This is a genomic window from Salicola sp. Rm-C-2C1-2, assembly GCF_040196175.1.
GTDB lineage: Bacteria > Pseudomonadota > Gammaproteobacteria > Pseudomonadales > Oleiphilaceae > Halospina.
Window position 1 is genome coordinate 328523 of the sequence record NZ_JBEFNF010000001.1, and the last position, 11541, is coordinate 340063.

An 11541-nucleotide genomic window follows, 5' to 3' on the forward strand; every position below is an offset into this window, starting at 1 on the left:
AAGCTAAAAAATCAGTGACAAGGCGCTTGCAGGCTAGGGTCGCCACTCGAAATCCGGGCAGCCGGGCAGCAGGCTGGCGGTGTTCATGGCGCGCCAGCGCAATTCCTCCAGGGAATCCGCCAGGATGTTGATGTGGCCCAATTTGCGGCCCAGTCGCTCCGACTTGCCATACAGGTGAAGATGCGTGTAGGGCAGTTTGAGGATGTCCGCCACCCGACCGGTCTCGCTAATCAGGTTGATCATGCAAGTGGGTTGGAAGGCGGCTGTTTCACCCAGTGGCAGCCCGGAAACGGCACGGATGTGATTCTCGAACTGGCTGGTCACCGCGCCGTTCTGACTCCAGTGGCCGCTGTTGTGAACACGTGGTGCCATTTCGTTGGCCACCAGACCTTCGTCCGTCTCGAACATTTCCAGCGCCAGAACTCCCACATACCCCAGTTCATTCATCAGCGTTCGGATCATGCGCTGGGCCTGATCTTCGAGTTCCGGCTTAATGTGCGGCGCTGGAGCAATGGAAAAGCGCAGAATGCCCTGATGGTGAATGTTTTCGGCCAGCGGGTAGAAGGCGAGCTCACCATCCTGGCCGCGGGCAGCGACGATGGACAGCTCCCGGTGGAAGGGCACAAAGGATTCGGCGATGGCTGTATTACAGCCGATGCGTGGCCATGCATCCGCCGCCTGTTCCGGTGATTCCAGCACGGCCTGCCCCTTGCCGTCGTAACCATCGGTGGCGGATTTGGCCACCACGCGCCCCCCCATTCGCTGGGTAGCAGCCTGCAGTGCCGCCGCGGAGTCCACCACTTCAAAGGGTGCGGTGCTGATGCCCAGATCCCGGAAAAGCGCCTTTTCAAGGGTGCGGTTCTGACAGTACTGCAGAGCCCTGGGCAATGGGTGCACCGGTTTTTCCATTGCGATGCGGTTGACCAGATCAAGTGGCAGGTGCTCGAATTCGTAGGTCACCACATCCGTATCGTTGAGGAAGGTTTCCAGATGCTCGCCTTCGGCGTCGTTGTAGACGGTGCCTACGCCGGCCGAGCCCTTGCCAGTCGGGTCATAGAGGCTGAACTCGTGACCCAGGCGCAGGCCATCCAGTGTCAGCATGCGGCCCAGCTGGCCCGCACCGAGAATGCCGATTTTCATCGTGCCCTCCTGCCGTGAAAGGGGTGGTTCAGTCCGCTGCTGGGTCGGGGTTGTCCAACACGTTCTGCGTCTGGTTTTCCCGGAACGTCTGCAGTGCCTGTGCAATGGATGCATCGTAAACAGACAGGATCTGGGCGGCCAGGAGGCCGGCGTTACGCGCACCCGCCTTGCCGATGGCGAGAGTGCCAACAGGAACGCCGCCGGGCATCTGCACAATCGAGTACAGGGAGTCAACGCCGCTCAGCGCGCGCGATTCCACGGGGACACCCAGAACCGGCAGCGTGGTGTTGGCCGCCACCATACCGGGCAGGTGGGCGGCACCACCAGCTCCGGCAATGATGACCTTCAGGCCCCGTGCGCGCGCTTGCGCGGCGTAGCTGCTGAGCAGATCCGGTGTGCGGTGGGCTGAAACCACCTGGCGTTCGTAGGCGACGCCAAGTTCCTCCATCACGGTGGCCGCATGCTCCATGGTTGGCCAGTCCGATTTTGAGCCCATGATGAGTCCGACCTGAGCCTGTTGCGCCATGGGTGACTCCACATCACTGTCCAGCGGGAAAGCGCGTTATTCTATGCTGGCAGGCGTAACAGTGCAAATGGTGACCATCCCCCTGGGCTTTGCCCAGTGCAGTGCCGGGGGTACCATGCGGTGAGCCGATCAAAGGCAGTAGCCGTTAACACTGGGAGAACCGCATGGAGTCACTGAAACCCGATGACGATCAACTGGCCGAACGTGAGAACGCGGCAGCGCAGCATGGCAGACATAAAGGCTCTGAAGACGGTTACAGGCCTGCCGGGATGCGGCCGCTGTGGATGATGCTGTTGTTGGTCGTGGTCTGTGCCGGTGCCGGTGGCTGGCTGGTCTGGGAGCAGGCACAGCGGATCGCCTCGCTGGAGCGCACACTGGCAACAGTTAAAAGCGATGTCCGCACCAACCAGATGGAGCTGGGGGTGGTGGACGAGGAGCGCGAGGAGACTGGCCAGGCGGTTTCCGAGCAGCTTGAGATGCTCGACAGTGAGATGCGCAAGCTCTGGGTCGTCGCTCACCAGACCAATCAACCTCGCATTGAGGCGCTGGAGGAGCAGATGGGCACACTGAATTCCAGTGTTGGCGAGCTGGATTCCGGGCAGTCGCGCCAGAAAGACCGGCTAGATGAAATTGCAGGTTCTGTCGAGGGATTGCCCGATGCGGATGAGCTGCGCGCGCCCCTGGAAGAGGCCATTCAGGCCGTGCGTGATGATCTGGACAGCCGTACCCGTTCCCTTGAACAGGATCGCCGGCTGGCGCTGGAAGAGATGCGTGCCCGTCTTGACGGTCTGGAAGACGGTGTGGCGACTTTGGAAAAAGACGTGTCCGGCAGCGGTGAGGTCAGCGAACTGAAAGCTCAGCTGGCAGAGCTTGAGTCCGTGGTCGACTCTATCGACAGTTCACGGGCCCAACTGACCCAGCGCTTTGTGCGTCTGCAGGAGCGTGTGGATCGTCTGGCCAACAATCAGAAGGCGGGGGAGGGCTCCTGACATGGTTCGTCAATGTGGATCCCGGGCGCCGTTGCGGCGGCGTTTGGCACGCTGGAACGCTCGCCAGAGCGAACAGCTGGCCGGGGCGACCAGCGTGGTTATACAGCGCCTGGATGCCCTCAATCGGGCTCTGGCCCAGCACGCCGTGCCTAGATCCCGGCGTGCGGGCGTTGAGACTCTGGTGCGCGAGCGCCAGCGACGTGGTCCGACCCTGGAGGTGATCGAAGGCGGTGATGGCCACGAATCCAGGGAGCGCTGAAAAAATTCAGGAAAGGGGTTTGACAGCTCCTCTGAAATGTTTAGAATGCGCATCTCGTTCGGCAGGGAAATCCCTTAAGAACGATTCGGAGCGGTAGTTCAGATGGTTAGAATGCCGGCCTGTCACGCCGGAGGTCGCGGGTTCGAGTCCCGTCCGCTCCGCCATCTTTTGGGTGGTTAGCTCAGTTAGGGAGAGCATCGGCCTTACAAGCCGAGGGTCGCTGGTTCGATCCCAGCACCACCCACCATTTTATTTTCCCCTCTTCTTGGATTGTCGGATCGCAACGCACAGTTGCATCTCTTGAAATCCGTTCTCTCAGTTACTTTTAGCTCGCCTTAGCGTCTATGCAATGACGGCCACCTGTGAGCCAGAGACCCACAGGCGGGATTTTCTGGGTTTATTTGCCCACCAGGCTCTGTCCGCAAACGCGCACCACATTGCCGTTGATGCCGCGCGAAAGCGGGTTGCAGTACCAGGCAATGGTCTCGGCCACGTCCACCGGCAGGCCGCCCTGTGAGAGGCTGTTCATACGCCGGCCCGCCTCGCGCATGGTCATGGGCATGGCGGCGGTCATCTGAGTCTCAATGAACCCGGGCGCCACAGCGTTGATGGTGATGCCGTTTTTCAGGTGCCGTGCCATGCTTTCGACATAGCCGATCACGCCGGATTTGGACGCAGCGTAGTTGGTCTGGCCGAAATTGCCCGCAAAGCCGGCTATGGAGGATACACACACAATACGCCCGTTCTCCCGGATCAGCTCACGCCCGCTCAGTTCCTCGTCAATGCGTTCCTCAGCGGTCAGATTCACAGCAATCGCCATGTCCCAGAAGTGTTCCGGCATGCGAGCCAGGGTTTTATCCCGGGTTACACCGGCGTTGTGCACCACAATGTCCACACCATTGAAGGCATCCTCCAGATGATCCGCAATCAGCCGTGGACCATTTTCCTCCGTGATGTCCGCTGCCAGCGGGGAACCGTCAATATCCTCGGCCACACGGTTAAGGTCTTCCATGGTAGCGGGAATGTCCAGGCAGACGACGCGGGCACCATCTCTGGCCAGGGTTCGGGCAATCGCCTCACCGATCCCCCGGCTCGCGCCGGTCACCAGCGCAACCTTGCCGGTTAGCGGTGCATTGGTGTTAACCGCGGTGCGGCCTTTCGTGCCACTACCTTTGCCAATGCGCACCGGTTGGCCGTTCACGTAGGCGGATTTGGGTGACAGGAAAAAGCGGACTGAGGATTCAATCTGGTTCTCCGCATTGGGGGCAACCCACAACAGCTGGGCGGTGGCGCCGTTTTTGCCGATCTCTTTGGCCATCGAGCGAACAAAGCCTTCCAGCGCCTTGTGTGCGGCTGCGCGGGCCGGCGTCTTGCAGGATGCCGGGTCCGTGCCAACGATCAGCACACGGCCACACTTGGCCATCTGGCGGATGGTCGGATGGAAGAAATCGTACAGGCAGCGCAGCTCGTTGGTGTCGCGGATGCCGGTGGCGTCAAAAACCAGTGCCTTGAACCGGTGCTCGGCGATGGCCTCATCCTCCATGGTCAGTGTCTTCGCAATGCCATTCTCCACCAGGGCAGAGGAATCTCCCAGTGTCGCCGGACCCTCCGGAGAATAGAGGGTGGCCGGGCTTTCGCGCAGGATATCGCCCAGTTCGGCCAGAGCTCGTGGGCGGGGGCCGGCGCCAACCAGGACCTTGCCATCGATAAACGCCTGGTCCTGGCGCTTCCAGCGTTGCAGCTCAATGGGTGATGGCAGGCCCAATGAAGAGGCAGCCTGTTTGCCCACCGATGTGTTCACGAATTTCAGATAGAAATCGGACATAGCAGTATCCTCTGTTCGGGTCAGTGGTAATGGAACATTTTCAGATTCATGACGCAGGCATGTTACATTCTGTGACTGGCTGAATTGTAACGAGTCGTCGGAAAAACCGGCAGTTATCCAATAAGGGACTTTTCAGTGGTCTCGGGCGACTGTATTGGGCGCGCTTACCCCTTTGAATGCAATGAACCCGCTGTCACCCGACAGCGTCACCTCAGCCAATGAGGCTTTGTGTGCAATCCGCAAAGTAGGCACCCGATACTTTCTCCATCTTGATATCAACAGGGGTATAACGCCATGGCAGAAGCGAAATCGACCTCCAGCAAAAGCAGGCAGGGCACCGGGAATGGGTTCGCCTCGATGTTGCCGCGCCAAGTGGCCATCCTGGGGGGCAACCGGATCCCGTTTGCCCGTTCCAATACCGCCTACAGCAAGCTTTCCAACCAGGATATGCTGACGGCGGCCCTGCGTGGCCTGGTGGACCGTTACGGTTTGGAGGGCGAACGGCTGGGCGAGGTGGTTGCTGGCGCCGTGATCAAACACTCGCGCGATTTCAATCTCACCCGCGAGACCGTTCTTGGCTCAGGTCTGGCGCCGGAGACCCCGGCCTATGATGTGCAGCAGGCCTGTGGTACTGGCCTGGAGGCGGCCATCCTGGTGGCTAACAAAGTTGCCCTGGGCCAGATTGAAGCGGGTGTTGCTGGGGGCACGGATACCACCTCGGATGCGCCCATTGGCGTGAGCGAAGGCCTGCGTGAGCTGCTTCTGGATCTCAATCGCGCCCGTTCCAACACAGAGCGGCTGAAGATTGCAGCCCGCTTCCGGCCAAAGCATCTGCTGCCGCTGATTCCTGAGAACAGCGAACCGCGGACTGGTATGTCCATGGGCGAGCACCAGCAGATTACGGCTGATGAATGGCGTATCGCCCGCGAAGACCAGGACCAGCTGGCGCTTGAAAGTCACCAGAAGCTGGCAGCGGCCTACGACGAAGGCTTTTTCAGTGATCTGATCACACCGCTCGCGGGGCTTGAGAAGGACAATATCCTGCGGCCGGATTCCTCCCTGGAAAAACTGTCCCAGCTCAAGCCGGTGTTCGACAGAGAAGACGGCACCATGACGGCTGCCAACAGCACGGCGCTGACCGATGGCGCCTCCTCAGTGTTGCTGGGCAGCGAGGAGTGGGCACGAGCGAAAGGCCTGAATGTGCGTGCCTACCTCACCCATGTTGAAACCGGCGCCGTCGACTTTGTCGATAAGAAGGAAGGTCTGCTGATGGCGCCTGCCTACGCCGTACCGCGGCTTCTGGATAAGGCCGGTCTCAGTCTGCAGGACTTTGATTTCTACGAGATCCACGAGGCGTTCGCCTCGCAGGTGCTGTGCACGCTGAAGGCCTGGGAGGATGCGACCTTCTGCAGTGAAAAGCTGGGCCTCGCCAGCCCACTGGGCCGCATTGACCGCAGCAGGCTCAATGTTAAGGGCAGCAGTCTGGCAGCGGGGCATCCTTTTGCAGCCACCGGTGCACGTATTCTGGCGACTGCCGCCAAACTGCTGGAGCAAAAAGGGAGTGGTCGCGCCCTGATCTCAATCTGTGCCGCTGGCGGCCAGGGCGTGACAGCCATTGTCGAGCGCGGTTGACCCCCTTAGAGGGGGTCGAATCCGCTCAGCCCCTCGGCCTCAAGCAGGCGCGCGAACTCAATGGTTGCCCGGTCCTGACCGGGAGCGCCTATAATCTGAACGTTGAAAGGTAGACCATTTTCATCCAGACCTACCGGAGCGGAGGTTGCAGGCAGACCCAGAACGGTGGCTAGGGCAATCCAGTGCATCTGGTCGGTGTAGGGGCGCTCCCGTCCGTCCACCAGAATCTTGCGGCGGAACATTGGCTGGCTGCGGTTGTGAGGGATGGCTGTGGTTGGCGTCACCGGCGTAAGCAGAACGTCGGCGTCGCCAAACAGGGTGTTGACCAGTGCCGCACGCGCCTGCTCCCTCTGCTCGGAATACTGGAGCCAGTTCAGAACCGGTTGATTCACGCCGATAATGTACTGTTCCAGTCCAGGCGGGATTCGCATCCACCGGCTGAAAAGTCGGACCAGATACCCCATCAGCTTCAGCTGCCGGCGTTGTTTAGGCCGGAAGCCGGTTCCGAGCAGGCTGCCGAGCAGGTTGTGGTAAAGCGGCATCAGGCGGCGGTGGTCAAGCCACTCATTCTCCGCTCGCGAAACACTTGTCCCTGCGTCCGCCAGTCGTGTTGCCAGATCCTCATAGTGGCGTGTGAGCGCATCAGCTACGGGTGATAATGCGTCATGGAAACAAGTGGCAACCCTAACATCACCGAGGCAGCTGAACCCGGGTTCAGGCAGCGATAGAGTCCACTGTGGGCCTTCATGGGGGCGTGGCCCCGCGATGACATCCAGCAGTAATGCGAGATCATCCGCCGTCCTGGCCATGGGGCCACCCTCGGCCAGATCAGGCTGGCTCAGAGTGCCGGGGGGTCCCGGGATATGGCCGCGCAGGGATACGATGTCACGGCTGGGCTTGTGCCCGAATACACCATTGAAATGGGCGGGCGTGCGGATGGAGCCGCCCACGTCCGAGCCGATTTCCAGTGGGGTCATGCCAGCCGCGAGCGCGGCGGCGGCACCTCCAGATGACCCGCCAGGGGTGAGGCTCAGGTCCCGCGGGTTGTTGGTGACACCAAACAACCGATTGTAGGTCTGAAGGTCTGAGGCGAAGAGCGGCACATTGGTTTTGCCGATAATGATGGCGCCCGCGTTTTCGAGACGTTGAATGGCATCAGCGTGGCGCTTGGGGTGATGCGTGCTCAGGGACGATGAGCCGGCGGTGGTGGGCATGCCAGCCACTTCCCAGACGTCTTTGACTGTCATGGGCAGGCCGTGAAGCGCGCCGCAGGGGGTGTTGTGCTCACGCTGGCGGTCGCGCTCCCGGGCCTGATCCAGAGCCCGTTCCCGATCGAGGTAGATGACCGCGTTGATCGGTGGATTGCGTGCGTCGATACGTGCTAGCAGCTCGGATGTCACTGTTTCGCTGGCGACTCTGCCGGTACGCAGAGCCTCAGTCAGTTGTCGTGCCGGTCGGTCCAGCCAGTCGCTCATGTAGATGCCTTCTGTGCTTTTCGGGCCGCTTTTTCGGCAGCCATGCGTTCATCCTTCTGTGTCAGGGCTTCCTGCCATCGTTTGACGGCGACCTGATCCTTCACCAGTTCCAGGGTCTCGATCACACCCTGAATGATCGCTTTACTGGCCTGGGAGTCGTCGCGGTCGTGGTGGGTCAGCAGCACATCCACCAGATCCTCAACAAAATCATGGTTATCCGGGGAACTCAGGTCTTCAAGGATCTGTTCGATTACTTCAGCGGTGATGTCACCCACCGCGCGGTCCAGGGTACCTGAGGCCCAGCTGCCGAATACCGGCAGCTCACGGATGCGTCCCAGATCCCGGTTGCGGTTCATGGCCGAGATCACGCGCGCGTTGAGGTAGGCGCGCAGCTCCTGTTGCTTTGGCAAATAGCCTTCCCGGGCGTAGCGACTGATCCGGGAGGAAAGGAAATCCACCAACAGATCCCGGCGGGGCAGCAGCACCTCCTCCTGGATGCGCTGGACCAGCGGTGAACCACGCTTTACTTCCTCTTGGGTACCGCTGAGCACCTTGGTTACCACGCGATCAGAGAGCTCTTCCATGAAAGCATCGTAATAGAACCGCAGGAACTCGAAGAGTCGGGTTTTGGTGATGTCGATAACACCGTACTTCTGAAGCCGATAGACAATGCTGAAAACACGCAGAAAGCGCAGGATCCGTGCACCGGATGCCGGGATACAGCCCAACAGGTCATACCAGTGCGCAATGGGGTAGAAGTACCAGCGCTGGTATTCGCGGCGGTAGACGGCGTGAATCCAGCGCACTGTGAACTCACTCAGGAATACCCCGATGAACATCAGATCGTAGAACAGAAAGTGGCGATGGATGGGGTCGTAGAACGCCGTTAGCGGCGGTACTTCCTGGCTGAGGAAGTCCCTGATGACATCCACGCTATAAAGGGAATCAAACAGGAGCCAGGCAAGGTTGACCACCAGCAGTACCAGCATGAGCGCATCCAGAGTGAACCAGATCAACTGATGGCTGGTGCGGAGGTTGCGTAAATTGATGGCGAACACACTACATCCTTATGACATGCCTTGAGGGCTCTGTTATAGCAAAGGTGAGCTTTCCACGCATTGGGTTGCCGCCGTTGACGGCACCACTTACACATCGGTGCTACTCTGAATCAAACGAGAGGAAGAGGTGAGTCATGCAGTTGGATAAAGCGTTGGTTGATCCAGCAGCTGTGTTTACGACGCCGGATGAAGTGGTTACTGCTGAAGGGCTGAGTACGGATCAGCGCATCCGGATACTGCGTCGACGGGAGTATGATGCGCTTGAGTTGACTGTTGCGGATGATGAGAACATGCCGGGCGATAGCACGCCTCTGCTTGAGAAGGTACTGGCAGCGCTGCACCGGCTGGGGTACACGCCGGATCCTGAACAGGAACCGCCCACCAAACAGGGAGGTGTCTGACCACCGGAGTGTTCACTCAATCACACGTGTCGAAAAGGGCCTTCTGTAACATAATGTTTCAGGTAGAATGCCCCTTCGCTTATACAACCATCCCGGCGTTAACGCAAGTAGAGGGCCCCCAATGAAGCGAATGAGTGTGCTGGACTCGTCCTGGCTCAAGGTCGAATCCGAAGACACCCCCATGCATGTGGGTACCATGCAGATATTCTCCCTGCCGGAAGGGGCGCCGGATACGTTCCTTCGGGATATGGTTGAGCGCATGAAAAACGCTGGCGAGATACAGGCACCCTGGAAGTACAAATTATTCAGTGGCACCCGGTTGGGGCGGAGCCTGGCGCCGGTTTGGGTTGAGGACCAGGCATTGGATCTTGATTACCACGTACGTCACTCGGCCCTTCCGAAACCCGGCAGTGAGCGTGAGCTGGGGGTGCTTGTATCCCGGCTGCACTCCCATCCTCTGGATTTCGCGCGCCCGCTGTGGGAGTGCCACATTATTGAGGGGCTGGAAGGTAACCGGTTTGCGCTCTATACCAAGATGCACCACTCCATGATTGATGGCATCAGTGGTGTGCGCCTGATGCAGAAGATACTTACTACGGACCCTTCGCGCTCCGATATGCCGCCGCCCTGGGCGGTGGAACCAAGCCAGCGCCGCTCCCAGGCTGGGCAGGGAGTAACATCTATTCAGGGGGCGTTTGAGCAGGCGCTTGAGGCGCTGCGGATCCAGGCTGGTTCCACTCCTCAGCTGGCGGCCGCCGTAGGGCGCTTGGCTGGAGCCGCGTGGAAGGGCAAAGACAGCAAATTGACCGCACCCTTTGTGGGACCGCAGTCCATCCTCAACAATCGTATTACCGGCCAGCGTCGCTTCGCGACCCAGCACTATGAGATTGACCGCCTCAAGGCGGTCTGCCGTAAGACCGATTCGTCACTGAACGATGTGGTACTGCAGGTCTGTGGCACAGCCCTGCGGCGTTTCCTGCTGGAACAGGATGCGCTGCCGGAAGAGCCGCTGACAGCGGGGATTCCGGTCAATGTGCGGCCTGCGGATGACGAGGGAACCGGCACAGCCATCAGTTTCATGATCGCCAGTCTGGCTACGGATGAGCCCGATGCCATGGCGCGGCTGGAGCAGATCAAAGAGTCGACAGAGACCGCGAAAGAACACCTGCAGAGCCTCCCTCGCCAGGTTCTGAACCAGTACACAATGATGTTGATGTCGCCCTACATCCTGCAACTTGTTTCCGGGTTAGGGGGACGGATGCGGCCGGTATTCAATGTCACCATCTCCAATGTGCCGGGGCCGACGGAACCGCTGTACTATGAGGGCGCGAGCATGGAAGCGATGTATCCAGTGTCACTGGTTACTCACGGTGGAGCGCTTAACATTACCTGTCTGAGTTATGCTGGATCGTTAAACTTCGGTTATACCGGGTGTCGCGATACGCTTCCAAGTATGCAGCGCTTGGCGGTGTATACCGGCGAAGCGCTGTGTGAGCTGGAATCACGGCTAGGCGCGAGTCAGTGATGGCGATAGGGGATGGCCGCTTTACAGTGCACATCTGTTCACTTTGTTGTCTGAATCATGACCGACACTGACTATCATCCTTTTGAAGAAATCTGGAATGCACTGACTCACGGCGTTGGAGTAGTGTTGGCGCTGGCAGGCACAACTGTTCTGGTTGTTCTGGCTGCGTTCAACGGCGATGTTTGGTCCATAACCAGCGCGGCGGTCTATGGGATCAGTATGGTGGTGCTCTTCCTGGCCTCGACCCTCTACCACAGTGCGCGCCAACCGGCGCTGCGTCGTGCCTTCAAGATGTTCGATCACTGCGCGATCTTTCTGCTGATTGCGGGGACCTATACGCCTTTTCTGCTGGTCAATATGCGGGGAACGCTTGGATGGATTCTGTTTGCCGTGATCTGGGGACTTGCCGCTTCCGGAATTGCGTTCAAGCTCATCTTCGGTCATCGCTATAAAGGGCTTCAGGTAGCCACGTATCTGGTGATGGGATGGCTGGTGGTGGTTGCCGCCACTGAACTGCCTTCCATATTGGGCGTCACTGAGCTGGCGCTATTGGTGGCCGGTGGGGTTGCCTATACGCTTGGCGTGGTGTTCTACCTTGGCGACCGGATTCCCTTCAACCATGTCATCTGGCACCTGTTTGTGCTGGCAGGGGGAACGCTGCATTATTTCGCGGTTTATAACGGATTCCTGAGCGCGTGGCAGGGCTGATGA

At 59.5% G+C, this 11541-nt stretch carries 11 protein-coding genes and 2 tRNA genes; 8 read left to right on the forward strand and 5 right to left on the reverse strand.

The genetic code is table 11. The features are described from left to right. Positions 1 to 33 precede the first annotated feature (33 nt). Both AAF659_RS01480 and purE read right to left on the reverse strand, forming a co-directional pair. Entirely contained in the window at positions 34 to 1140 is a 1107-nt protein-coding gene (locus tag AAF659_RS01480; protein WP_349749929.1) for a 5-(carboxyamino)imidazole ribonucleotide synthase, read from the reverse strand. Between the two features lie 28 nt (positions 1141 to 1168). Further along, positions 1169 to 1666: a 5-(carboxyamino)imidazole ribonucleotide mutase gene (purE, locus tag AAF659_RS01485; protein WP_349749930.1), complete on the reverse strand. Its 498-nt coding sequence runs from the start codon at positions 1664 to 1666 to the stop codon at positions 1169 to 1171. A gap of 164 nt (positions 1667 to 1830) precedes the next feature. On the opposite strand from purE, the gene AAF659_RS01490 reads away from it, so the two are divergent. The 4 genes from AAF659_RS01490 to AAF659_RS01505 all read left to right on the forward strand — a co-directional run bounded on the left by AAF659_RS01490 (position 1831) and on the right by AAF659_RS01505 (position 3161). After that, the gene (locus AAF659_RS01490; RefSeq protein WP_349749931.1) at positions 1831 to 2655 is read left to right on the forward strand and encodes a hypothetical protein; all 825 of its coding nucleotides are present in this window, start codon (positions 1831 to 1833) and stop codon (positions 2653 to 2655) included. 1 nt (position 2656) lies between these two features. Beyond that, entirely contained in the window at positions 2657 to 2914 is a 258-nt protein-coding gene (locus AAF659_RS01495) for a hypothetical protein (RefSeq protein WP_349749932.1), read from the forward strand. Between the two features lie 87 nt (positions 2915 to 3001). Beyond that, positions 3002 to 3078 (forward strand) — tRNA-Asp (locus tag AAF659_RS01500). A gap of 6 nt (positions 3079 to 3084) precedes the next feature. Next, positions 3085 to 3161 (forward strand) — tRNA-Val (locus AAF659_RS01505). Between the two features lie 150 nt (positions 3162 to 3311). Here the strand turns inward: AAF659_RS01505 and AAF659_RS01510 are convergent. Continuing rightward, entirely contained in the window at positions 3312 to 4739 is a 1428-nt protein-coding gene (locus AAF659_RS01510; protein WP_349749933.1) for a 3-oxoacyl-ACP reductase, read from the reverse strand. A gap of 357 nt (positions 4740 to 5096) precedes the next feature. Here AAF659_RS01510 and AAF659_RS01515 point away from each other — a divergent pair, with 357 nt between their 5' ends. Beyond that, positions 5097 to 6371 carry an acetyl-CoA C-acetyltransferase gene (locus tag AAF659_RS01515; protein WP_349750739.1) on the forward strand — a complete coding sequence of 425 codons (1275 nt, stop codon included), beginning with the start codon at positions 5097 to 5099 and terminating at the stop codon, positions 6369 to 6371. Positions 6372 to 6376: 5 nt separating this feature from the next. Here AAF659_RS01515 and AAF659_RS01520 read toward each other — a convergent pair whose 3' ends face one another. After that, positions 6377 to 7846, reverse strand: coding sequence for an amidase family protein (locus tag AAF659_RS01520; protein WP_349749934.1), 1470 nt, complete (start codon positions 7844 to 7846; stop codon positions 6377 to 6379). Beyond that, a complete protein-coding gene (locus AAF659_RS01525) occupies positions 7843 to 8904 on the reverse strand; it encodes an ion transporter (protein ID WP_349749935.1) in 1062 nt (353 codons plus the stop codon). Before AAF659_RS01525 ends, AAF659_RS01520 begins: the two co-directional genes overlap by 4 nt. Positions 8905 to 9038: 134 nt before the next feature. Between AAF659_RS01525 and AAF659_RS01530 the strand changes: the two genes are divergently transcribed. From AAF659_RS01530 to trhA, 3 genes are all read left to right on the forward strand, one after another. Further along, on the forward strand, positions 9039 to 9305 hold the full coding sequence (locus tag AAF659_RS01530) for a hypothetical protein (RefSeq protein WP_349749936.1): 267 nt from the start codon (positions 9039 to 9041) through the stop codon (positions 9303 to 9305). Between the two features lie 121 nt (positions 9306 to 9426). After that, positions 9427 to 10830 carry a WS/DGAT/MGAT family O-acyltransferase gene (locus AAF659_RS01535; protein WP_349749937.1) on the forward strand — a complete coding sequence of 468 codons (1404 nt, stop codon included), beginning with the start codon at positions 9427 to 9429 and terminating at the stop codon, positions 10828 to 10830. A 57-nt stretch (positions 10831 to 10887) separates the two neighbouring features. Continuing rightward, the gene (gene trhA / locus AAF659_RS01540; RefSeq protein WP_349749938.1) at positions 10888 to 11538 is read left to right on the forward strand and encodes a PAQR family membrane homeostasis protein TrhA; all 651 of its coding nucleotides are present in this window, start codon (positions 10888 to 10890) and stop codon (positions 11536 to 11538) included. The last annotated feature ends 3 nt before the right edge of the window (positions 11539 to 11541 follow it).

Excerpts from the sequence above, each read along its gene's own strand:
- AAF659_RS01495 (WP_349749932.1), top strand. The coding sequence starts at position 2,657 with ATGGTTCGTCAATGTGGATCCCGGGCGCCGTTGCGGCGGCGTTTGGCA.
- AAF659_RS01520 (WP_349749934.1), bottom strand. The coding sequence starts at position 7,846 with ATGAGCGACTGGCTGGACCGACCGGCACGACAACTGACTGAGGCTCTG.
- AAF659_RS01530 (WP_349749936.1), top strand. The coding sequence starts at position 9,039 with ATGCAGTTGGATAAAGCGTTGGTTGATCCAGCAGCTGTGTTTACGACG.
- trhA (WP_349749938.1), top strand. The coding sequence starts at position 10,888 with ATGACCGACACTGACTATCATCCTTTTGAAGAAATCTGGAATGCACTG.
- AAF659_RS01510 (WP_349749933.1), bottom strand. The coding sequence starts at position 4,739 with ATGTCCGATTTCTATCTGAAATTCGTGAACACATCGGTGGGCAAACAG.
- AAF659_RS01480 (WP_349749929.1), bottom strand. The coding sequence starts at position 1,140 with ATGAAAATCGGCATTCTCGGTGCGGGCCAGCTGGGCCGCATGCTGACA.
- AAF659_RS01515 (WP_349750739.1), top strand. The coding sequence starts at position 5,097 with ATGTTGCCGCGCCAAGTGGCCATCCTGGGGGGCAACCGGATCCCGTTT.
- AAF659_RS01535 (WP_349749937.1), top strand. The coding sequence starts at position 9,427 with ATGAAGCGAATGAGTGTGCTGGACTCGTCCTGGCTCAAGGTCGAATCC.
- purE (WP_349749930.1), bottom strand. The coding sequence starts at position 1,666 with ATGGCGCAACAGGCTCAGGTCGGACTCATCATGGGCTCAAAATCGGAC.
- AAF659_RS01490 (WP_349749931.1), top strand. The coding sequence starts at position 1,831 with ATGGAGTCACTGAAACCCGATGACGATCAACTGGCCGAACGTGAGAAC.